Consider the following 23126-nt stretch of genomic DNA (forward strand, 5'->3'; position numbering starts at 1 on the left):
CAGTATTAGAGGCTCAACCACTATATATAGTGGTTGCAAAGCGGATAAAGACTCATTATCTTGTGTCATACTACTTCAACACTTACGTACAAGAGCTAGTTTACTTTGCGTTTTGTGTCGCGCTTAAAAATTAATAACAAATCAGTTGCTGAGTCACTTTGCTGCTTGCGAAAGGCCTCACAATAAGAGCATAAAAATAATGAATAACGATCTTTTAGTTACCAAAAGAGATGGTAGTCAAGAAGCCATCGACCTCGACAAAATTCATAAAGTGGTGACCTGGGCCACTACTGGCCTCGAAAATGTCTCAGTATCTCAAGTAGAAATCAAAGCTCAGATTCAATTTTACAACGGGATAAAAACGGAAGAAATTCACGAGACACTAATAAAGTCAGCCGCTGATTTAATATCAACTGATACACCTGACTATCAGTATATGGCTGCGCGATTAGCCATTTTTCACTTGCGCAAAAAGGCATATGGACAATTCGAACCCCCCGCTTTATATGACCATGTAAAGTCGCTTGTCGAAAAGAAAAAATACGATGAACATTTGTTGACTGACTATACAGCTGAAGAGTTTGCTGAAATGGAGAGTTTTCTTGACCATCAGCGCGACATGAACTTTAGCTATGCTGCAGTCAAGCAACTTGAAGGCAAGTATTTAGTTCAAAACAGAGTAACAGGTGAAATTTACGAAAGTGCGCAGTTTTTGTATATATTGGTAGCCGCTTGCTTATTCGCAAAATACCCCAGCGATACTCGTATGGATTATATTCGCCGTTTTTACGATGCGGCATCGAGTTTTAAACTGTCCTTACCTACGCCTATCATGGCTGGAGTGAGAACACCGACTCGCCAGTTTAGTTCATGTGTACTTATTGAAACAGGTGACAGCTTAGATTCAATCAATGCCACAGCCAGTGCAATCGTGAAATATGTTAGCCAACGCGCTGGTATTGGTATAAATGCAGGAAGAATACGCGCATTAGGTAGTCCCATTCGAGGTGGCGAAGCTTTTCACACTGGGTGCATACCTTTTTATAAATATTTCCAAACTGCGGTTAAGAGCTGTTCTCAGGGCGGCGTAAGAGGTGGAGCCGCAACCTTATTCTACCCTATTTGGCACTTAGAAGTAGAAAACTTACTGGTATTGAAAAATAACCGTGGTGTTGAGGAAAACCGCGTAAGGCATCTTGATTATGGCGTACAGTGCAATAAGCTGATGTACACGCGTATGATTAAAGATGATTACATCACTTTATTTAGTCCTTCAGATACGCCTGGCTTGTACGATGCATTTTTCCAAGACCAAGACAAGTTTGAACAACTATACGTGCAATACGAGAACGATGACAGTATTCGCAAGAAGCGCATAAAAGCCATAGAACTCTTTAGTTTGTTTATGCAAGAACGAGCTAGTACCGGGCGCATTTATCTACAAAATGTCGATCATTGCAATACGCATAGTCCTTTTGACGCGAGCGTTGCACCCGTTAGACAAAGTAATTTATGTTTGGAAATTGCTTTACCCACTAAGCCACTCAAAAATGTTGATGATGCAGAAGGCGAAATAGCCCTATGTACCCTTTCTGCTTTCAACCTTGGTAAAATTGAGAGCTTAGACGAATTTGAAGAACTCGCCGAATTATCTGTACGCGCGTTAGACAGCTTGCTCGATTATCAAGATTACCCTGTACCTGCCGCGTTATCCGCGACAATGGGCAGAAGAACGCTCGGCATAGGTGTGATCAACTTTGCCTATTACTTGGCTAAAAATGGCGTTAAATATTCTGATCACAGTGCAAATGGCCTTATCCATAGAACCTTTGAGGCTATGCAATACTATTTATTAAAAGCCTCTAACAAGCTTGCAAAAGAGAAAGGGGCTTGTCCTAAATTTAACGAAACGACTTACGCAAAGGGCTTGCTACCTGTTGATACTTATAAAAAAGACATCGACAAGATATGTGATGAGCCACTTCACTATGACTGGGAGAGTCTGCGTAAAGAGATTCTGGAGCATGGCTTGCGGAACAGTACGCTTTCTGCGCTTATGCCCTCAGAGACTTCCTCACAAATCTCCAATGCCACAAACGGCATTGAGCCACCACGAGGTCACATCAGTATAAAAGCCAGTAAAGATGGTGTGCTTAAACAAGTCGTACCGGAGTACCAGCGCCTAAAAGACAATTACGAACTTTTATGGGACATACCTTCAAACGATGGGTATTTGCAGCTGGTAGCGATCATGCAGAAGTTTATTGATCAAACAATATCTGCGAACACAAGTTACGATCCAAGTAAGTATGAAGGCAATAAAGTGCCGATGAAATTGCTACTAAAAGACTTACTTACCACATATAAATTAGGGGTAAAAACGCTGTATTATCACAACACTAGAGATGGCGCATCTGACAAATCTGATGCCGAACTGGCAGCAGCCATAAAACAGCCTGAAGCTCAGGTAGAAATTGTAGAAGAAGATGACGGTTGCGCTGGCGGCGCGTGCAAAATTTAAGTTATCAGTTGAGGTAAAGTTATGAAATACACCACTTTTAATCAACAAGCTGTTGATACTATGCGCGAACCCATGTTTTTTGGTAAGCCGGTTAATGTTGCAAGATATGACCAGCAAAGGCACCCTATTTTTGAAAAGCTTATTGAGAAGCAGATATCGTTTTTCTGGCGTCCTGAAGAAGTAGATGTGAGTAAGGATCGGGTTGACTTTTTAAAGCTTACTGACGCTGAAAAGCACATATTTACTTCAAACTTAAAGTATCAAACACTTTTAGACTCAGTACAGGGCAGAAGTCCTAATATTGCTTTCTTACCCATTATTTCTCTGCCTGAATTAGAAACTTGGGTTGAAACTTGGTCGTTTTTCGAGACGATCCACTCTCGGTCATACACACATATATTGAGAAACTTGTTTCCCGATCCAAGTGAAGTGTTCGATGATATTGTGGTAAACAGTGAGATTAAAAAACGTGCCAGTGACATTTCAAAGTATTATGACGATTTGATTTTTTACACCCAGCTTTATCAGACTAAAGGGGAAGGTGTTTTTGAAATTGATGGGCATACATATTGTGTCAATATACGAGAGCTTAAGAAAAAGCTTTATTTGTGTATGAACTCAGTAAATGCGCTCGAAGCTATTCGTTTTTATGTGTCTTTTGCTTGTACCTTTGCTTTTGCTGAGCGAGAGCTCATGGAAGGCAATTCGAAAATCATTCGTTTAATCGCAAGAGATGAAAACATTCACCTTACTTCCACTCAGCATATTTTAAACCTTTGGGCGAAAGGCAAAGACGATCCTGAAATGGCTGAGATTGCTGAAGAGCTTGAACAAGAGGCCAAAGACATTTTTATGTTGGCAGTCGAGCAAGAAAAGCAGTGGGCCACATATTTGTTTAAAGATGGATCAATGCTAGGCTTAAACGAAGAGATACTCTCACAATATGTCGAGTACATTGCTAATCAAAGGATGGCAGCGATCGGTTTAGGCCAACCTTATAAAACAAGCAGCAACCCTTTACCTTGGATGAATAACTACCTCTCTTCTGACAATGTTCAAGTGGCGCCCCAAGAAACAGAAATCAGTAGTTATCTGGTTGGACAAATAGACAGCGAAGTCGGCGCCGATGACTTTGAAGAATTTGAGCTGTAGTACAAAAACATAAGCGCTCAATGATAGTTGACAATAAACACGTTCAAGTATGTGTAAACAAGGAAAAAAAGTTTATTTTTGAGGGTGAAGACAACTTATTGATTGCTATGGAAAAGCAAAATATAGATGTTCACTATCATTGCAGAGAAGGTTTTTGCGGCGCTTGTAGGACTAAAATTGTTAAAGGGCAAGTGGACTATGTGATAGATCCCCTTGCCTTTATTGATGATGACGAAATATTAGTGTGTTGCTGTATTCCAAAAGGTAATATTGAGCTGCAGACCTATTAAAGTTGCTCGTCGGTTTTTTTCATTGAAAATTCGTTGAAAAAGAGCAACTTTAGCCAAAAGGCTTATAGTGATAAGCCTATTCTTTCTGCCACCTCAATATACGACTCAACGACCAACCCTAAGCCTTGGCGAAAGCGATCTTTGTCTAGTTTTTTCTTTGTTTCTGCATCCCACAAACGGCAACCATCAGGCGTAAACTCATCTCCTAATACGATATTGCCATTTGTATCTAAGCCAAACTCCAATTTAAAGTCAACCAGTAGCATTCCGCCCTGTTTAAACAAGGGTACAAGAATATCATTTACCTTAAATGTTAAGGCTTTCATTTGTTCTAGTTGATCTTGCGAAGCCCAGCCAAATGCAATTGCGTGTGTTTCGTTAACCATAGGGTCGTGCAAGGCATCATTTTTTAGAAAAAGCTCAAAGGTTTGGGGCTTCAGCTCTGTGCCTTCTTCAACACCCAACCTTCTGCATAAAGACCCTGCTGCGTAGTTTCTCACAACACATTCAACCGGTATCATGTCTAGCTTTTTTACCAAACTTTCGTTATCAGATAATAAGGCTTCGACTTGTGTTTTTACTCCAGCTGCTTCTAAATGTTGCATAATGTAGTGATTGAATTTGTTATTCACTTCACCTTTCCGCGCAAGCTGCTCTATTTTTTCCCCGTCAAATGCGGAGGTATCATTTCTAAATTCAAGTATCAGCTTGTTTTCGTCGCTTGTATGAAAAACCGTTTTCGCTTTTCCACGATATAACTCTTCACCTTTTTGCACGTCTTGCATCAGTGAGTAACTCCAGTTAAATATCTAAATCGTTAGCAGCCATGTATTCTGAAAAGGTAGGAAATATTTCCGTTACCTGTTGAGCAGTAAAGGCCTCGTTTTCAATGTCTTTAAAGGTAATACTTGTCTTATCACCCACTTTTTGCACAATCAATCGGTAATCATCTTCATCAAGCGATAACTCGTCTTTGCTAAACCAGCCAGAAAACCACGATTCTTCTGGGCCATTGTATTTCACAAAGAGCAAGCCCGAAGACTGGTCTAAATCAACTACATCAAATCCCATTTTGCGTAATACAAGTTGTAGTCTAGGCCAAGCATCTGCATATTCAGCGTCAACCAAAAACGCCGCCTCGCCATCGGGATTAAATCCCATTTCTGATGAAAAGCCTTCACGAATTTTTGCAATGCGCTCACTGCGCTCTAGTCGAATACCAAAGTCGTACTCTGCAATAATATAGTTAATAAAATTGACTTCGTCCGTGCGCTTGGCGATAGGGTTAATTGAATCGATCAAATCTTCGCGATTTTCGTCGATGTATTTTATCATTGAAGAGTGCAATGCGGCTGTGCGGCCATGAGGTGCAAGCTCTAAACTCAATTTAAACTTGCGCGCTCTTTCAATATAATCGCTGCTAAAGTCCAGCCAACCATTGTCGACTTCTTGCCTATCAATCACCCAATCTGTGATCAACTCATTATTTTCTTTATCAAACGAATCGACACCAATGTTATTTAGCTCGAGATATGCAAGTACTGTATCCCAAATCGTTTTTTCTAGTGGTTCATTGTCATTGATTTGATCAAAAAGCACTTTTGCTTGTTTTGAACCTTCTTCAACATGTGAGCCACTGACTAAAGGAATCACCAATCTTGGCGACGCAACAGACAAAGCCTTTCCGACTAATTGCGGGGCGTCATTTGAACCAAGACTAGGAATAGCATAACGATTGTTTGTGGGAGGTGCAGTTAAATCTGCAGGAACCTTGAGAGGTGGCACTGTTTTGTGCTCTAAATAGTCTACACTACCCGACGCGGTTGTCCGTTCATCTATATTACTGCAAGCACCAATACAGAGGCTTCCGACTAAAACAGCAAGGAGATTTATTGTCTTCATCTTTTCACACTAATTTTAATTCAATCAACCGTTCTTGGATTACTTTCTGACTGTTTAGTTCAGGTGTAACCATCGGTAATCTGAGTTCAGGGCTATTGAGAAGTCCCATTTTGTATAAGGCCCATTTAGGGATGACCGGATTAGATTCAATGAACAATTGCTCATGTAAATCTTGCAGGGGCGCGTCAATTTTACGTGCACTTGTATAGTCCCCCGACAGGGCGGCCTCACACATTTTCGCCATTTTATCAGGTACAATGTTTGCCGTCACAGAAATAACGCCATCTCCACCTAGGCACATAAATTCGCAACCTGTTGAGTCATCACCACTCAAAATCAGGAAGTCTTTATCCAATATCTCACGTGCCTCTTTAAGGCGAGACATATCGCCGGTTGCGTCTTTGAGACCAACAACATTTGGATGTTTGGCTATCTCAGCAACGGTTGCCGTCCCCATATCGGTCACTGTTCTAGACGGCACGTTGTATAACAAAACAGGCAAGTCAGTCGCACTAGCAATAGCGTTGAAATGCGCAACAATGCCTCTGGGTTGGGGTTTGTTATAATATGGCACAACACTCAAAAAGCCTGCAATGCCCAAGTCTTTAGTCCCTTCGGATAAAATGATCGCTTCTTCGGTAGAGTTTGCCCCATTGCCAGCAATAATGGGAATAGCGCCAGAGGCGTAGTCAACTATACGTTTTACCACTTCGATGTGTTCAGGCGTTGGCAACGTAGCCGATTCTCCGGTCGTACCCACTGCAACGATGCCGTGAGTCCCCTTCTCAATGTGCATTTCTACCAAGTTTTGTAAACTAGGGTAGTCTACACTGCCATCTGATAACATCGGCGTAACTAACGCGACATAACTTCCTTTAAACATTCAAGCCCCCAAAAATTCAAGAGGCAATAGTAGTGATGTCAATCCACAAAAACAAGCGCAAACACGCAATATTGGCGATAACATATTGAAATATCTAATGGCTATTTCGACAATTATTGATTCTATTGTGCAAGTTTTGTTCGGGCTTGAAAACAGGCGATGAAAATTGATCTTGTTATGCACTTATTCCATACCCATTGTATCAGTGATGTGTTGGTCTAAATATTAGAGTTATTAGGGTCTGTTAACCTTTTAAACAAAGAGCAATACGTCAAAACTAAAAATAATGAAATTCTCAAGAAGGACAGTGATGAACACACTAAAAATAGGTGATAAAGCACCCGAGTTTTCCCTACAAAACCAAGACAATCAAACGCTAAGCTTATCTGATTTTTTGGGTAAAAAAGTACTGCTATACTTTTACCCAAAAGCAATGACACCGGGGTGCACGGTTCAAGCAAAAGGTTTACGGGATATTCAGCAAGATTTAGCTGATAAAAACACCGTTGTATTGGGCTTGAGTCCAGATCCTGTTAAAAGGCTCACAAAATTTGTAGAAAAAGAATTCCTAAATTTTGATTTATTGTCCGACGAAGATCATGCTGTCGCTGACGCTTTTGGCGTGTGGGGACTGAAAAAGTTCATGGGTAAAGAGTACGATGGTATTCACCGCATAAGCTTTTTAATTGACGAGAACGGAAAAATCGAGCAGGTGTTTGACAAGTTTAAAACCAAAGATCACCACCAAGTTGTTTTAGATGCATTGTAATTTGCCCATTCCGAGTTCAGGTCATTTAGCTGTTACAAGCTAATGAAGTGTCAACAAAGTACGAATACTACTTCAAAGCATATCCTCTTTCAGCAATAAGCCGAAAGAGGACGTAATATTTTACGCCTCTGAAACTTTGTGTGCGACGTTGGGAGACCAAGCAGTAATCAAGGCTTTGACCAAAGTTGCCAAAGGGATAGCAAAGAATACTCCCCAAAAACCCCACAAACCCCCAAACAGTAATACCGCAACGATAATATACAAGGGGTGTAAGCTCACCGCTTCAGAAAACAGTAGCGGCACTAACAAGTTCCCGTCCAAGGCTTGAATAACCAGATAGACAAACATTAACCAGCCAAACTCAGCTGTCATACCAAACTGGAAAAGCCCAACAACAGCCACTGGAATGGTCACCACAGCCGCACCAATGTAGGGTATCAATACCGAAAACCCAACAAGTACACCAAGTAGTATCGCAAACTTAAGTTGCAATAAGCTAAAGGCAATACTGCTCACAGCACCGACTATTATTATTTCGATCACCTTTCCTCTTATATAATTGGCAATCTGCGTGTTCATTTCTTCTCCCACTTGTGTGATCAAGCGGCGTTCTCTCGGTAAAATAAGGCTAAAACTTGCAACAAAAATACTCTTGTCCTTGATCATAAAAAACACCATTAATGGAACAAGTATCATATATATCAATATCGCCGCTAATGTGCCCAAAGAACTGACAGAGAGAGAAACGACCGTTTCACCAAACTCTAGTATTTTTTCATTTACACCAGACATCATACTTTTAATATAAGAAACCTCGATGGTGTTAGGATATTTCTCAGGCAGTGCAGCAAGCCAATCCTGTGCAGATTGCCAGATATTCGGCACTTCTTTCATCAAGTTCACACTTTGCTTAGATATAATCGGTAGTAAACTCACCGCTGCGATAAAGCAAATAAAGAAAAATACAATTAGTACAAAAGACGTGGCTAAGCCTCGCCCTACCCCATACGTTTCAAGCTTGCTTACTGGTACATCGAGAAGGTACGCAATGACTATTGCCACCAAGACAGGCATGAGAATACCGCCCAGTGCATATAACACAAGCGCAGAAATGATAATTAAGAGTAACAACATTAACGCATTTGGATCTGAAAACTTTCGTTGATACCAATTACCTACGACTTTGAGCATTAATCATCCTTTGTGTTTTAAATTATTCTTGGCGGTAAATATGAGAACCTGTTGACCATTTCCTAGTGAACATAGCTTACATGTAACCATACAACGATGGGATTGAGCTTGAGCTTTCCCTTTTATCGCAATCTGCAGCGAGTATGTCCATAGACGCGCAGATTTTTCATCCATGAAAAAGAAATTCTGCAACAAAAGAGGAAGGAAAGATCTAAGTTTAATCCAACCGTGGTTTAGACACGAAAACTCAACTCCTAGAAATTGGTTTGTATTTGCTAATGATATATATGAAACTAACACGGAACAACCGCGGTCTATTAGTTAAACGAAAAAATAAATAAGCTATACACAAATTGAAAGTTGAAATCTTGAGAACTGCAATAAAAAAATACACATATTTAGGGTTTGTATTGGCTTTTGTATCAGCCTCAATAAACGCACAAACGCCCACAGAAAATAGAAATCAATTACCTGAAATTGGGGTGGTTGCCTCGGATGCTTTAACGATAGAAAAAGAAAAAATTTTAGGCGATGCGATCATGAAGCAATTACGTGGTCAAGCCCCATTAGTGAATGATCCTGTTTTGCAAGAATACATTCAGGACTTAGGAAATCGCCTTGTTATTCATGCTGACAATACAAAATTCCCATTCAAGTTTTTTATTATAAACAACCCTGTCCTCAACGCGTTTGCCTTTTACGGTGGCCATGTTGGTATGCATTCTGGTTTGATATCTCGGGCACAAACAGAGAGTGAACTAGCCTCGGTAGTTGCTCACGAAATAGCTCACGTTACCCAACGTCACTTAGCTCGTCGTGTTCAGGCGCAACAGCGCAACAGTCCATTGCAATTGGCAAGTATGTTGGGCAGTATACTCGTCGCGCTTGCCGACCCACAGGCTGGATTGGCGGCGCTTTCTGCGAGTGTTGCAGGCAACCAGCAAGCACAGATTAATTTTACCCGAAATAATGAGCAAGAAGCGGATAACATAGGGATAAATATCTTGTACCGAGCGGGCTTCGATCCTGCGGGTGCACCCGCGTTTTTCTCTCGTCTAGCTGAACAAGCTCGAGGGCAATCTACGCAACTGGCATTTTTACGTACCCACCCTCTTCCTCAAGAGCGTGTTGCCGAAACAATTACTCGCGCGCGTACATACGGTGAACGTCGTTTACCCCCCAGTCTTAGTTTCCATTTGGCGCAGGCGCGTATTAACGCAAGATACATGCTCACTCCTCAACGCGCATTCGAATACTATCAACGCGCGGTATCACAAACTCGAGCGGCGCATTTGAGTACCGTTTCAAGTAACGATGCGATTCATCGTGCATCAAAGTATGGTCTCGCCATTGCTTATTTTGAGCAAGAAAACTATCAAGAAGCCGAGAAGATTGTCCTAGACTTGCTCCTTGACGACAAAGAAAACCTGTTCTATTTAGACTTACTAACGGATGTGTATATCAAACAAGAAAAATACAGCAGTGCCATCAACTTACTTACTCCTATTTGGCAATTAAAACCCAAAAACAGAGTGTTGGCACTCAATCTTGCGAATGCACATATGTTTTCTGAAAATTACGGGACAAGTATTCAAATCTTGCGAGATTTATTACTCGTCGATAATCAAGATTTATTGTCTTATCAACTACTACAAGATGCTTATCAGCGCACGCAAAACAAAAAAGAAGCGCATCAAACACAGGCCGAAATTTATGCGCTGATTTCAGCTTACTCTTTGGCGATAGACGAATTGCAATTTGCATACAATTTTGCCGGAACAGACAATATTGAAAAACAACGAATCAAAGGCAGGATTGAGCAAATTCGGAAATCTCAAGAAATGATGCAGCGCCTGAGTTTATAAGCAAAGAGCAAACGCTTAAGGCGTCACCTCTAGAAGACTCTCGACTGTTTGTTCACCCAGTAGTTGCCCAGCTACGGAACCATCTGGGTTAATTACAAAAGTAGCAGGTAAATATTTGGGAGCCTCAAAAGGCAAACTTGTTTTTATATCAGTGATCAAGGGGAAGTCCATTTCATATTTATTTTTTAATTCTTGTAACTTATCACGTGAAAGCTGGTCATAACTCATAGCAAACAATTTTACATTGTCGCCCTTAATGCGATTAAAAGCCGATAACTCAGGTATTTCCCTCAAACATGGGGCACACCACTCAGCAAAGTAGTTGATAAGCACATAGTCACCTTTTAGACTAGCGAGCGAAAATTTTTGGTCGTCCAGCGTTTTAAAATCGTACTGGTTTGTTTTGTAAAAATACGCACCAAACAATATCGACGCAATAGCGGCAACAATATACAAAGCCTTAAACCGGAGCGTATTGAAAAGTTTATCGCTATACAAAATGCTGATACCTAGTTAAGAGACCATATTACTTTTTAAATGGTGCGCTAGAGGGCTACATGTTAACAAAACGATTCGTTTGCCGATGATGCCAGCTTTAGCACCGCGTGTTCAAATATGAACTTGGAGAAAATAATGCCTAATCATACTTTATTTCACAACCCTAGATGCTCTAAAAGCCGTCAAGCTTTGCAGATTCTGCATGATCGCGGGCTTGAAATAAACGTAATAGAATATTTAAAGACACCGCTTACGAAAACAGAACTTGTATCGCTGTTTGAGGCGCTATCAATCGATGATGTGTATAAAATGATTCGCCCGAAAGAGCCTGAATTTAAACAAGCGGGTTTGAGCAACACATCCAGCACACAAGATGTCTTAGCCGCAATTGTCGCTTATCCAAAATTGCTAGAAAGACCGATACTATTGGTCAATGATAAAGCAGTAATCGGGCGACCACCAGAAGAAGTGTTGACCTTAATAGAATGAATAAAACAAGTATTTTAGTCCTTTATTACAGTAAACACGGTGCTACTCAATCGCTGGCAGAGACAATCGCGCGAGGTGCAGAGCAAGCAGGTGTGGAGGCCGTGATCAGGACTGTACCGCCAGTTTCAAATAACCTTGAACAAGGTCAATCTTCGATTCCTGCTCACGGTTATCCTTATGTATCAAAGCAGGATTTGCTGAATTGCGATGGCTTAGCCGTGGGCAGTCCGACCCACTTTGGCAACATGGCTGGCGCGATGAAGCACTTTTGGGATAGTACCAGTGACCTGTGGTTAAAAGGAAGCTTGGTAGACAAACCTGCATGTGTATTTTGTAGCTCTTCGTCACTGCATGGAGGGCAAGAGTCAACCTTACTGTCAATGATGCTTCCCCTGTTTCACCACGGTATGATGCTGTTGGGCTTACCCTACAGTGAACCCAGCTTGCATGACACAAAAAGCGGTGGCACGCCTTATGGCGTAACTCATGTCGAACAAAAGCATCAGCCAGAACAAACACTTAGCGAAGACGAACACTCGCTGTCGCTGGCAATGGGTAAACGCTTAGGGTTAGCGGCTAGTTGCTACAAAAACGCAGGAGAACTGAGTTGAAGGCGATGTCATCAAAAGTAAAGCGCTATCGAATTCTCGCATTGAGTTGTCATCTACTGCTCATTGCATGGATGAGTATTTGGTATCTACTATTAGGCACAACAGAACAATATAGCCTTGTCTTTAAAATACTTATATACATTGCTCCCCTACTTCTACCACTACCAGGGATGTTGTCAGCTAAACCTTACACCCATGCTTGGGCATGTTTCATCATTCTACTGTATGTTTTGCATGGAATCACGGTCATATATGCAGAACCTCAATTTATCTGGCATGCAGCATTTGAATTAGTATTAGCAACAGGTATGTTTGTTGGCTGCAGTGTGTTTGCGCGATTGCGGGGACAAGAGTTGGGTACAGGCTTAAAAAAGCTCAGTGTCGTCATGAAAGAAGAAAAGGAACGATTCGAAACCAAGGATATTTGATATGAATAAACACTTCATCTATATAGCATCTATTTTTTCACTTTTTTCTTGTGGCGGAGGGACGTCTGATTCATCAAATTCGGGGAACCTTAATCCCCCCATTTCATCGCCTCCAGTCAGTCAAAATGATGTAACCCCCCTGTTTATTCAAGATGACATGCGCTTTTACGGTAAAACTGAAGCACGCGCAGGTGAAACGATTGGCTTTGCCTTGATCCACGAAAATGACGAAGCATTTGACGTGAGTTGGACACAAATTGACGGTCCCCCTTTGCCGATACTCGCAGCCAACTCCCAGAGTATCGGGATCACGCCCGACACAAGCGGCAATTACACAATTGGTGCGACAATTACCAAAAGTAACGGAGAGCGTCAAAATATAGAAACAAGTTTTACAGTGAGTGAGCGTGCAGAAATATCTATCATGCTTGATCATACCGCAGCAGAAATGGCTAAGGTAAGCTTGCACATAAATAATCGTAGCGGTCGCAATGTGAGCGCGATCTCTTGGGAACAAACGGCAGGCGTAGAAATTGCTGAATTGACAGAACAAGGGCAGTTTTTATTTTTTAATGCACCGGAGGTAAGCAAAGACGAGCTTCTCGAACTCCGTGCGCAAGTCACCCTTGAGACAGGCAATACGTACAGTGAAGAGGTATTCGTACTTGTTCAGAACGTCGATATCAATCGTGATGGATTATTTTTTGGAAACAATGATGATGTCATAACCGAAGATATGCATGCTTATTTGCCATCTAGTCCCTACAAAACCGCCATTGAAAGCTGTGTATATGGGAATCGAATCCCCAATCCACCTAACTGCTCATTTGCAACATTACCGCTTATTGGTATGGTTACGCCTAACCCAGATATAAACGATATTCTTGAACGAACGCTGGTTTCTCATCAATGGATGGGTGATCGCTTTAGACAATATTTGCAAGACTCAGTAGCGGGTCCCGACATGCTTAACTTACTGAGAGGTGTAACCGCAATTGTCATTTCATATGAAGTTAGGCCGTCATTTTACTGGGCGGCGACGGGTGCTATTTATCTGGATGCAAACAATTTTTGGATGACACCCTCTGAGCGTGACACCTTAAATGATCAACCAGATTTTCGAAGTAATTTCGGGAATGAACTACAGTTTTTATTTCCATGGCGCTATGTTAAGAATAACGACTATTACCCAGCGACATTTTACGGAAACAAGGATTTGCGACAAACGAGAAGCTTCGAAGATGTCGAAGCGGAAATATCATGGCTGATGTATCACGAACTTGCGCACGCGAATGATTTTTTCCCACCCACTGCATGGCAGAACATTAACGACAATACCACCCCCCTTGCATATTTTCGAGGGAATGGCACAAATTCAGACGTCCTAAATAATAATTTTCCTTTGCGATCGGATGAAATGCACGCCTTAGCGCAAGTTAGCTTTGGGGGAGAAGATGCAACAGCAACACAAAAAGCCTACACGGCAGAAGACGTTGCCTCGTTTTTCGAACCCGATATTTCTCCCTCGTATTATTCATTTTTCACAACACGAGAAGATTACGCGACTTTATTTGAACGATTTATCATGTTACACAGATTAGGTGCTGGGGCCGATGTTGCGATTTTGAGTGATGTGGATAATGACCAACGTTTAATTACGTGGGGACAGAGAAATCGAGTCAGTGATCCTGCACTCGCGGATAGAGTAGAGTTTGCGGTATCTCGTGTTTACCCAGAATTAGTTAATGTCCGTGCACTGATTCAGCAACTCCCCGAGGAACAAACACTGCCCTCTGGGGTATCGTGGTTTGATGCCGTTGATCTGAGCCAAACTGGGAATAGCGTACAGGAGGTAAACAAAATGTCTAAAGCCGAAAAGCATCGACGGATGGAATTGGATACAAGACGTCCTCACCACATGAACTGAGTTGAGGGGCTGCTTATTTACAGTGCGCTGTAACTATCAGAGAGCTAAGGTCTCTTTAACAAAAGGGATCGTTAGCTTTCGTTGATGCAAAAGAGAGGCTCTATCCAAACATTCGATGGTTTTCTCAATTTCATGCATACTGCGATTGCTGCGCTTTAAAATAAACTCAATCACCTCTTCTGAGGCTTCCATTCCTTTTTCACGGGCTAAACTCTGCATTGCCTTGGCTTTGTCCGCATCAGAGAGTTCTAACATCTTAAACGTGAGCCCCCAAGTCAACCTAGACGCCAAGTCTGGTAGCGATAGATCCAGCTGATTTACCGAGTGCTTAGAGGTAAACACTAAACATCGCGGTGCTTTTTCAATACATTGATTAATAATATCGAATACCATTCGCTGCCAATCAGCAGATTGGCTTAAGCTGTGAATATTATCAAAACAAATACATTGATTGACGCTGACGTCATCTAGTACGCCCACGGGAAGAGTCACTAACATATCCATATCCAAATAGCGGGCACTTATATTCTGCTGATGACAAAGTTCACTGATTGCCAAGCTTAAATGCGTTTTACCCACGCCACTATTACCATGAACAAAAATTATTTTCGTTTGCTTTGAATCAACCAAGGCATCTACAGCTTGATGAAGTTGATGAACAAGCAATGCATTTTGACCCATTACTAGATTATCAAAGCTTTTTTCAGAGACTTGTGAGACCGGTAATACTAGCTGCACTAATTGGCTTCCCAACGCAATTCGAGTACGTCTTCTATTAGCGGGTTTTCAGCCACCTGTTTTAATCTGCCATCAAACTTAAGAATTTCAATTAGCTTCAAAGGTGTAGTGTTTAAATCAACTGAAAACGTGGCGACGCCTTTATTTTGTTTGCGTAACACTACCCCTCCCGTTACCGGTAAATTCTCTAACAAACGGGTAATAGCCATGTAGTCGACGATACTTGACACATTATCAATCACTAAATTAACTTCGCTCATGCTGTTTTGATTAAAGTCACGACTGGCAAACTGTAGAGCCAATTTATCAGCAAAATAGTGAATAAGTTGCGTGACCAGCTCTTCTGAGGATTTCCCATAAAGCCTGCCTATATCCATGTCATCACCCTTGGCAATAATAAAATCCAGTTTGTGTGTAGTGCCTTCCGGTACGATTTCTGGCGTAATTTTTGGCAGAAGTTCTGGTACAAACTCTTCAACAGGATCTTCTGTTTCCGACAAAAATCCATCTACAGCTAAGCCATCTTGTTTATCTGAAAAAGAACCCGCTGAGTCTGCACCATCCCCTATTTCAGCGTTAAGTTCTGTTGTCGCATCTAATTCTTCAGGTGCTTGGTCTTGCTGAAGCAGACGATCAATGGCATCCAATTCAGCATCTATGTCCAAATAGGGACTAATTGCCGCATTAATCAAATAATCCGTGTTATAGCGAATTGAATGCGATTGTAATTTGAGAATTTTTTGGTACCACACATCCTCTGCTGATACCGCCATACTGTCAGTGAGATCACCTACGGGCGTGATGATTGATAAACCGCGCATATAAGCCACATCATCGATGTGTTTATTTATTTCTGGATGATTATTTTGTGCGATTTGGTCAATCCGCATGTTTTCTTTTTCTGCCAACCAAATGATGGCACTCGGCCGAATAGACGCCCACACGGGCAAATCTGAAGCCTTGAGTAAGTTAATCACTTTTTGATGATTAAAAACCGCTTCAAACACTAGGTTTTCATTTTTTTGATAAAAGCGACTAGACACCAGATATTGTTCGAAATTAGTGATAGCGCGTTTTACCACCTCGTTTTCTGTGATGCTTAGATCACCACTGGTTTTCACAAATACCTGTGATAAAGCTTGTTTACCGGCTTGCTTTTGTGCATTTACGGTTTGATTTTGTACCGTAACACGGCCAATATTGACAGACTGCTCTGCCGACGCCTTTGCAATGCAGGCGATAAATATTGTTAAGAGTAAAAGCAATCCATACTTCATACCTGATAAAGCGACCTTTATTTCTTTCATTTTTCGACTGCATTATACAGCAAAGATTCAAGCTCCCTACAAGTTTTAATACAATTTTTAGCAGCTAACTGTTAAAATCCCCGCGCATTTTTTTCAGAGGAAGTTTCAGTGGCAGAAAATAAACCGTCATTAAGTTACAAAGACGCAGGCGTAGATATTGACGCGGGGAATCAATTAGTAGAACGCATAAAAACGGTAACCAAACGCACACATCGCCCTGAAGTAAAAGGCGGCTTAGGTGGATTTGGCGCATTGTGTTCTTTGCCAACTAAATATAAAAATCCCTTGTTAGTCTCAGGTACTGACGGGGTGGGCACTAAACTGCGCTTGGCTATGGATCTCAAACAGCACAGCGGCATTGGTATAGATTTGGTGGCCATGTGCGTGAACGACCTTATCGTTCAAGGGGCAGAGCCACTGTTCTTTTTAGATTATTATGCAACAGGCAAATTAAATGTAGATACGGCAGTGGAAGTCGTCAGCGGCATCGGCAAAGGTTGCGAGTTATCGGGCTGCGCCTTAATCGGCGGTGAAACTGCAGAAATGCCCGGTATGTATCACAATGATGACTATGATGTTGCTGGGTTTTGCGTTGGTGTAGTAGAAGCCGATGATGTCATCGATGGAAGTAAAGTACGTGCAGGTAACAAGATTATTGCACTTGCATCTTCAGGTCCGCACTCGAATGGTTACTCGTTAATAAGAAAAATACTAGAAGTGAGTAATATAGATACTGATGACTTGCTAGAAGGCAAGGCTATTAAAGATCACCTACTAGAACCAACACGAATATACGTTAAAAACATCTTGAGCTTGCTAGAAAAACACAAAGTCAACGCGATATCTCACATCACGGGTGGCGGTTTCTGGGAAAACATACCTAGAGTGTTACCTAGTAACTTGAGCGCAAAAATAAATGAAAATTCATGGCAATGGCCTGCAATATTTTCAACTTTACAACAAGCCGGCAACGTGAGCACACATGAAATGTATCGTACTTTCAACTGCGGTGTTGGGCTAATATTGGTGGTTGAAGACAATGAAGCAGAATCCTGTGTAGCCTTGCTAAACGAGCTGAGTGAAAACGCGTGGATCATCGGAGAAATAGACGAAAAAACCACGGATGAATCGGTAATTATTGCCTAATGCCCGCAAAAAACATTGTAATTTTGGTATCAGGCAACGGAACAAATGCACAAGCGATTATTGAAAGTTGTCATCAAAGCAAAATTAACGCGAAAGTATGTGCTGTCATTTCAAATAGACCGTCAGCATATGCCTTAAACCGTGCGAAAGCAGCCAACATTGATGCTATATGTATTGACCACGAGTTGTTTGAAAGTAGAGAAGCGTTTGATGAAACTTTACGTAAACAAATCGATGAGTATCAGCCTGATTTAGTTGTATTGGCTGGGTTTATGCGGATATTGAGCAGTCAATTCGTCAAGCATTATGAGGGGAAAATGCTGAATATTCATCCCTCATTGCTTCCTCTTTACCCTGGCTTAAATACACACAAACGCGCAATAGAAAACAAAGACACAATACATGGCGCAAGTGTTCATTTTGTGACGGGTGAACTAGACGGCGGACCGGTTGTCATACAAGCTCAAGTTAACATTGCTAAAGACGATACACCCGATACCTTGGCTACCAAGGTGGCTGAAAAAGAATGGGAGATATACCCGTTGGCAATTGCATGGTATTGTGATGGTCGTTTAACTACCGCCAAAGATAAGCTTATCTTGGATGGCAAGACACTTAGCAGAAATGGAATACTCTACAATGAGCATCTCGTCTAAACAGCTATACCGAGGACTCGCGAGCCTCATTTGTCTGATGGGGATCATCAGTTCTGCCGACGCGCAAAATTATGTGCTAAAGCCTTTTTCATCTGAGTTTACCGCCTATCATGATAACGATGAAGTCGGCTCAGCCTCGTTACAACTCGAACGTTTACCCGACAATACCTTTAAGTTAAATTACCACTCCAAAGTATCCAAGTTTTTCCTTTCTGACAAACGTTATGAAACCAGCGTTTTTAGTATCACTCCTCAAGGCTTTGTTCCCATTACATATGAATACGTAAGAAAAGGAACAGGTAGAAATAAACACTTGTTTGTTGAGTTCAAAAATGACGAAAGGCAAATTAAAGTTAACGAAGAAGTAAAATATCGCTGGCATAATGAGTTGGACAATCAGCTGTTTCGCATTGATTTGTCAAACAAACTAGCCAACGATTCAACACTTATTACCTATGACTTTATTAACTCTAGAGGTGAAAAACGTCGTTACACTATCGAAAAGCTAAAAAAAGAAACCTTATCTCTCCCCTATGGTGAGCTTGAAGCCTTTAAAGTTAAAATTAACCGCGAAACAAACAAACGAAAAACCTTTGCTTGGTATGCCCCCTCATTGAACTGGGCATTAGTGCGCTTACAGCAATTTAAGGAAGACAAAGAGCAAGGCGATATGAGGCTATCCAGTTTCGAACAATGATATGTATACAAAAAGCCTAATAAGACATGCTTGAAAATATTCAAACCTTTTTTACTCACATTTTAATTGCCCTAGTTTGTATACTTTTGATCTTTGGATTATTCGATGCCGTGTGGTTAGGCTACTTAGCCAAAAACTTATACAAAGATGAAATGCAGAGCCTACTGCGTGAGCAGTTCGTAATGTGGCCATGGCTCGTATTCTATTTAATGTATTCTTGCATCATATTCATTTTGTGCATTGTCCCTAATAGAGAAAAACCTTGGTTTTATGCCGCAATTGACGGTGCCCTACTTGGCGCAGCCAGTTACGGCGCTTACAACTTGACCGCATACAGTATTATTGAAGGGTTTTCCCTTACGATTATGCTTGTTGATTGGTCTTGGGGGATCTTCTTGAGCAGTATCGTAGCATGTGCAGGATGGTTTGGCTTCCAGCTGCTACGCAAATAGCCATTCCCTCCGCTGTACGCAGTCTAGTGTTAGTTGTCGACAAACGTGTCTAGATCCCGCTGACATTTTTTAAATCACTTGCAATTTTGTAGTAATGGATATAGCTTAGGCTCTTAGTAATGTGGTCTGACCTTTGAGGAAATTATGTCCGATACTATCTGGTTCATACTTGTCTTAGCATCACTCGGCGTTGTAAGTTACAAGCAGTTTTCGTTACAAAGCGGCATTGCCACTGTTGGCATTACCCTGTTTTTTGCAAGTGTCTTTGGCAGTTTGGGCTTTTTTTCATGGCTCTTGTTTTTGGCCATCGCTGTCCCCTTAGCGTACGAACCAATTAGAAAAGATGTACTTAGTAAAAAACTTCTCGCGTTTTATAAACGCGTCTCTCCAGAAATGTCGAGCACCGAGCAAGAGGCAATAGACGCAGGCACCGTTTGGTGGGATGGAGAACTCTTCAGCGGTAAACCAGATTGGCAAAAGCTACATAACATTTCTAAACCACGCTTGAGTGCAGATGAGCAAGCATTTTTGGATGGTCCATGCGAGCAAGTCTGTGCAATGGTGAACGAATGGCAAATTAACCATGTAGACGCCGACTTGCCTGATGAGATTTGGGCTTTTCTCAAAGAACACCGCTTTTTTGCCATGATAATAGACAAAAAATATGGTGGCTTACAGTATTCCGCCTATGCACAACGATGCGTATTACAAAAATTGGCAGGAACCAGTGCAGTACTCTCTAGCACCGTCGGTGTGCCAAATTCGCTCGGACCAGGCGAGCTGCTACAACATTATGGTACAAAAGAGCAACAAGACTACTACTTACCTCGCCTTGCCGCAGGAGAAGAAATCCCCTGTTTTGCCTTGACGAGTCCAGAAGCTGGCTCTGATGCGGGAGCCATACCCGATCAAGGCATTGTGTGCAAAGGCACCTATCAAGGTAAAGAAGTGCTCGGCATGTCGCTGACCTTTAATAAGCGCTATATTACGCTCGCACCGGTTGCGACGGTAATTGGCTTGGCCTTTAAACTTCTAGATCCCGATGGTTTATTGGGGAAACAATCTGATTTAGGTATAACTTGTGCGCTGATCCCCAGAGACACAGAGGGCTTGGAAATTGGTCGCCGACATTTCCCGATGAACACCCCCTTTCACAATGGTCCACTGCGTGGTGAAAACATATTCGTACCTTTGAGCTTTATCATCGGCGGCGAAAAAATGGCAGGCAAAGGCTGGCGAATGTTAATGGAATGTTTGTCCGTTGGCCGATGCATCACACTTCCCTCCTCTGCTGCTGGCGGTGTGAAACAAATCGCGCTTGCGACTGGTGCCTATGCGCGGATTAGGCGACAATTTAGACTACCTATCGGACAAATGGAAGGTGTGGAAGAAATGCTCGCTCGTATCGGTGGGAATGCCTACATGATGGATGCGGTCACTGCGCTGTCAACCGCAGGCGTTGACCTAGGCGAAAAACCTTCTGTTATCAGCGCAATATGCAAGTACCACCTTACGGAGAAAATGCGTGAGTGTGTCAATGATGCAATGGATGTGCATGGGGGAAAAGGCATCTGTTTAGGCCCCAGTAATTACTTAGGCCGTGCGTATCAGGGCACCCCTATTTCTATCACTGTTGAAGGTGCAAATATACTGACACGGAATATGATGATTTTTGGACAAGGTGCGATGCGTTGTCATCCTTTCGTTTTGGAAGAAATGAAGGCGGCAAACATCAGTAATGAAGCCCAACAACTCGATGCCTTTGACAAAGCTGTGTTTGCTCATATCGGTTTTGCTTTCAGCAATACCGTACGTTCCCTGTGGTTCTCGTTAACTAGCGGCTACTTTAGCCGAACTCCTTTTAGAGACGACACAGCCAGATATTATCAAGCCTTACAAGGTTTTTCTGCCAACTTGGCATTACTCACTGACATATCCATGGGCGTACTCGGCGGAAATTTAAAGCGCAAAGAGCGTTTATCAGCACGATTAGGAGATGTGTTAAGTCACTTATATTTAGCTAGTGCCACATTGAAAAAATACGATGAGCAAGGACGACTGCATGAGGACTTGCCCTTTGTCCATTGGGCACTACGCGATAGCTTGCATAAAATTGAGGTAGCGATAGACGATTTTATTCGCAACTTTCCTTCAACACCGATTGCCCTGTATTTGCGTTGTGTTGTTATGCCCTTTGGGAAGCGCTTCGATAAGCCTTCTGACGACATTGAACACAAGGTCGCAAGTATTCTTCAAACTCCCTCCAGTGCAAGAGATAGGCTGGGTTACGGGCAATATTTGGGTAACTTGTTTGGTGATTTGGAAGACACGCTTAAAAACATGATTGCTGCAGAGCCTATATTTGATCGAGTATGTAAAAGCTTGGGTGAAAAACGTCAAATGACGCAGTTAGATCAACTTGCTGACAAAGCCCTAGCGGCGAACTTGATAAGCGAAGAAGAAGCAACAATTTTTAGAAACGCGGAAGCTGGAAGATTGCGAACCATAAATGTGGATGACTTTGACCCTAAAGAACTAGTATCCGCTTCCAGCACCAAAGCTAAGACCACACGCGCGAGAAAAAAGAAAGTGTCAAACTAATTATGAATGTTGCTAAGAGTCTAGACTCCTTTGAGCAAGTCTTGTTTATCCCCATCTGACAAAAAAGCTTGTTCAATGGCGTTTAATTTTAACTGTTCGACTTCAGCGCAGCTTAGATTAAATAAACTTTGAGCCAATTTAAATTCATCGCGCAGTGTAATGTTCGACACCCCAGGATCATCCGTATGCAAACTGACGGGAATACCTTTTGCTAAAAAGGTCCTAAGTGGGTGACTCGGTAAATCAGACCACGCACCTGTTTGATAGTTTGAGGTTAAGCATGCCTCGATACCAATTTTATGTTCTGCCAAATAGCCCATTAAAGCATCGTCATCAATCGCTGCCACACCATGGCCAATTCGAGATGCCCCTAGATATTTAATCGCATCCCATATACTTTGAGCACCATCTGCTTCTCCAGCATGCACAGTGGCGGCTAGGCCAGCATCACGTACTCGTTCAAAATGTGACGCGAATAACTTCGCTGGAAACGCTTTTTCGTCTCCGGCTAAATCTACAGCAACAAAATTGTTTTTTCGGGACAGTATTGCCTCTAACTCATTCATACAGTTTGTAGCGCCAAACGAACGACTCAAGATCCCAATTAAATTGGCTTTGATTGAAAAATCCCGCTCTCCTGCCGCAACGCCGCTTATCACGGCATCTATTACCTCATGCATGGCTAGTTGGTGGCTGATCGCCATGTAATAGGGCGAAAAACGAAGTTCAACATAAGCCAAACCTTCGTTATACGCATCTTCTACGTTTTCGTAGGCCACCCGATAGCAATCTTCTGCTGAAGTAAGGATAGACACCCCGTAATCGAGTTTTTGCAAAAACGCTAATAAATCTGAGGTTTTATCTTTAATAAAGATAAGGTCTTGTAAGGTCTGCAATGAATGCCGTGCGAGCGGCAGTCCTTTCTTGCTCGCAATATCTAAGATGGTAGAAGGGCGAATATTGCCATCCAAGTGCCTATGTAAATCAAGCAAAGGCAACATGG

Annotated in this window: 22 protein-coding genes; 14 read left to right on the forward strand and 8 right to left on the reverse strand. The window is 42.0% G+C overall.

The features are described from left to right. The first annotated feature begins 199 nt into the window (after window positions 1–199). The 3 genes from nrdA to yfaE are packed head-to-tail and all read left to right on the forward strand — an operon-like array spanning window position 200 to window position 3963. On the forward strand, window positions 200–2521 hold the full coding sequence (gene nrdA / locus ACFOHL_RS09080) for a class 1a ribonucleoside-diphosphate reductase subunit alpha (protein WP_376919904.1): 2322 nt from the start codon (window positions 200–202) through the stop codon (window positions 2519–2521). Between the two features lie 21 nt (window positions 2522–2542). Beyond that, the gene (gene nrdB, locus ACFOHL_RS09085) at window positions 2543–3673 is read left to right on the forward strand and encodes a class Ia ribonucleoside-diphosphate reductase subunit beta (RefSeq protein WP_376919905.1); all 1131 of its coding nucleotides are present in this window, start codon (window positions 2543–2545) and stop codon (window positions 3671–3673) included. Between the two features lie 20 nt (window positions 3674–3693). Beyond that, window positions 3694–3963 (forward strand): class I ribonucleotide reductase maintenance protein YfaE, encoded by a 270-nt coding sequence (yfaE, locus tag ACFOHL_RS09090; protein ID WP_376919906.1) that lies wholly within the window; start codon window positions 3694–3696, stop codon window positions 3961–3963. A gap of 62 nt (window positions 3964–4025) precedes the next feature. Here the strand turns inward: yfaE and purC are convergent, their stop codons facing one another. Genes purC through dapA form a run of 3 tightly spaced genes read right to left on the reverse strand, consistent with a single transcriptional unit; the run spans window position 4026 to window position 6748 of the window. Then, a complete protein-coding gene (purC, locus tag ACFOHL_RS09095) occupies window positions 4026–4739 on the reverse strand; it encodes a phosphoribosylaminoimidazolesuccinocarboxamide synthase (RefSeq protein ID WP_376919977.1) in 714 nt (237 codons plus the stop codon). 25 nt (window positions 4740–4764) lie between these two features. Continuing rightward, on the reverse strand, window positions 4765–5865 hold the full coding sequence (gene bamC, locus ACFOHL_RS09100; protein WP_376919907.1) for an outer membrane protein assembly factor BamC: 1101 nt from the start codon (window positions 5863–5865) through the stop codon (window positions 4765–4767). Between the two features lie 4 nt (window positions 5866–5869). Beyond that, complete coding sequence (dapA, locus tag ACFOHL_RS09105) at window positions 5870–6748, reverse strand: 4-hydroxy-tetrahydrodipicolinate synthase (protein ID WP_376919908.1); 879 nt, start codon at window positions 6746–6748, stop codon at window positions 5870–5872. Between the two features lie 310 nt (window positions 6749–7058). Here dapA and bcp point away from each other — a divergent pair, with 310 nt between their 5' ends. Then, window positions 7059–7517 (forward strand): thioredoxin-dependent thiol peroxidase, encoded by a 459-nt coding sequence (gene bcp / locus ACFOHL_RS09110; RefSeq protein WP_376919909.1) that lies wholly within the window; start codon window positions 7059–7061, stop codon window positions 7515–7517. Window positions 7518–7637: 120 nt separating this feature from the next. Here bcp and ACFOHL_RS09115 read toward each other — a convergent pair whose 3' ends face one another. After that, complete coding sequence (locus tag ACFOHL_RS09115) at window positions 7638–8708, reverse strand: AI-2E family transporter (protein ID WP_376919910.1); 1071 nt, start codon at window positions 8706–8708, stop codon at window positions 7638–7640. Window positions 8709–9118: 410 nt separating this feature from the next. On the opposite strand from ACFOHL_RS09115, the gene bepA reads away from it, so the two are divergent. Then, window positions 9119–10573, forward strand: coding sequence for a beta-barrel assembly-enhancing protease (gene bepA, locus ACFOHL_RS09120; protein ID WP_376919911.1), 1455 nt, complete (start codon window positions 9119–9121; stop codon window positions 10571–10573). Between the two features lie 15 nt (window positions 10574–10588). On the opposite strand, the gene ACFOHL_RS09125 is transcribed toward bepA, so the two are convergent. Beyond that, a complete protein-coding gene (locus ACFOHL_RS09125; RefSeq protein ID WP_376919912.1) occupies window positions 10589–11071 on the reverse strand; it encodes a TlpA family protein disulfide reductase in 483 nt (160 codons plus the stop codon). A 135-nt stretch (window positions 11072–11206) separates the two neighbouring features. Here ACFOHL_RS09125 and arsC point away from each other — a divergent pair, with 135 nt between their 5' ends. The 4 genes from arsC to ACFOHL_RS09145 are packed head-to-tail and all read left to right on the forward strand — an operon-like array spanning window position 11207 to window position 14526. Beyond that, window positions 11207–11560, forward strand: coding sequence for an arsenate reductase (glutaredoxin) (arsC, locus tag ACFOHL_RS09130; RefSeq protein ID WP_376919913.1), 354 nt, complete (start codon window positions 11207–11209; stop codon window positions 11558–11560). Next, window positions 11557–12171 (forward strand): NAD(P)H:quinone oxidoreductase, encoded by a 615-nt coding sequence (gene wrbA / locus ACFOHL_RS09135; protein WP_376919914.1) that lies wholly within the window; start codon window positions 11557–11559, stop codon window positions 12169–12171. The genes arsC and wrbA overlap by 4 nt, the downstream gene beginning before the upstream one ends. A 5-nt stretch (window positions 12172–12176) precedes the next feature. Further along, entirely contained in the window at window positions 12177–12599 is a 423-nt protein-coding gene (locus ACFOHL_RS09140; protein WP_376919915.1) for a DUF2069 domain-containing protein, read from the forward strand. A gap of 1 nt (window position 12600) precedes the next feature. Further along, entirely contained in the window at window positions 12601–14526 is a 1926-nt protein-coding gene (locus ACFOHL_RS09145) for a hypothetical protein (protein ID WP_376919916.1), read from the forward strand. Between the two features lie 36 nt (window positions 14527–14562). Here ACFOHL_RS09145 and hda read toward each other — a convergent pair whose 3' ends face one another. After that, on the reverse strand, window positions 14563–15264 hold the full coding sequence (gene hda, locus ACFOHL_RS09150; RefSeq protein ID WP_376919917.1) for a DnaA regulatory inactivator Hda: 702 nt from the start codon (window positions 15262–15264) through the stop codon (window positions 14563–14565). Further along, entirely contained in the window at window positions 15264–16571 is a 1308-nt protein-coding gene (locus ACFOHL_RS09155) for a DUF2066 domain-containing protein (RefSeq protein ID WP_376919918.1), read from the reverse strand. The genes hda and ACFOHL_RS09155 overlap by 1 nt, the downstream gene beginning before the upstream one ends. Window positions 16572–16679: 108 nt before the next feature. Between ACFOHL_RS09155 and purM the strand changes: the two genes are divergently transcribed. From purM to fadE, 5 genes are all read left to right on the forward strand, one after another. Further along, window positions 16680–17717, forward strand: a complete 1038-nt coding sequence (gene purM / locus ACFOHL_RS09160) for a phosphoribosylformylglycinamidine cyclo-ligase (RefSeq protein WP_376919919.1) — start codon at window positions 16680–16682, stop codon at window positions 17715–17717. Continuing rightward, window positions 17717–18373, forward strand: coding sequence for a phosphoribosylglycinamide formyltransferase (gene purN / locus ACFOHL_RS09165; RefSeq protein WP_376919920.1), 657 nt, complete (start codon window positions 17717–17719; stop codon window positions 18371–18373). The genes purM and purN overlap by 1 nt, the downstream gene beginning before the upstream one ends. Further along, window positions 18357–19070, forward strand: a complete 714-nt coding sequence (locus ACFOHL_RS09170) for a DUF3108 domain-containing protein (RefSeq protein ID WP_376919921.1) — start codon at window positions 18357–18359, stop codon at window positions 19068–19070. The genes purN and ACFOHL_RS09170 overlap by 17 nt, the downstream gene beginning before the upstream one ends. 26 nt (window positions 19071–19096) lie before the next feature. After that, window positions 19097–19522 (forward strand): DUF2177 family protein, encoded by a 426-nt coding sequence (locus ACFOHL_RS09175; protein ID WP_376919922.1) that lies wholly within the window; start codon window positions 19097–19099, stop codon window positions 19520–19522. Window positions 19523–19666: 144 nt separating this feature from the next. Continuing rightward, the gene (gene fadE / locus ACFOHL_RS09180; protein ID WP_376919923.1) at window positions 19667–22123 is read left to right on the forward strand and encodes an acyl-CoA dehydrogenase FadE; all 2457 of its coding nucleotides are present in this window, start codon (window positions 19667–19669) and stop codon (window positions 22121–22123) included. 20 nt (window positions 22124–22143) lie between these two features. Here fadE and add read toward each other — a convergent pair whose 3' ends face one another. Further along, window positions 22144–23124 carry an adenosine deaminase gene (add, locus tag ACFOHL_RS09185; RefSeq protein WP_376919924.1) on the reverse strand — a complete coding sequence of 327 codons (981 nt, stop codon included), beginning with the start codon at window positions 23122–23124 and terminating at the stop codon, window positions 22144–22146. Window positions 23125–23126 lie beyond the last annotated feature (2 nt).

Source organism: Agaribacter flavus (genome assembly GCF_042646125.1).
GTDB lineage: Bacteria > Pseudomonadota > Gammaproteobacteria > Enterobacterales > Alteromonadaceae > Glaciecola > Glaciecola flavus.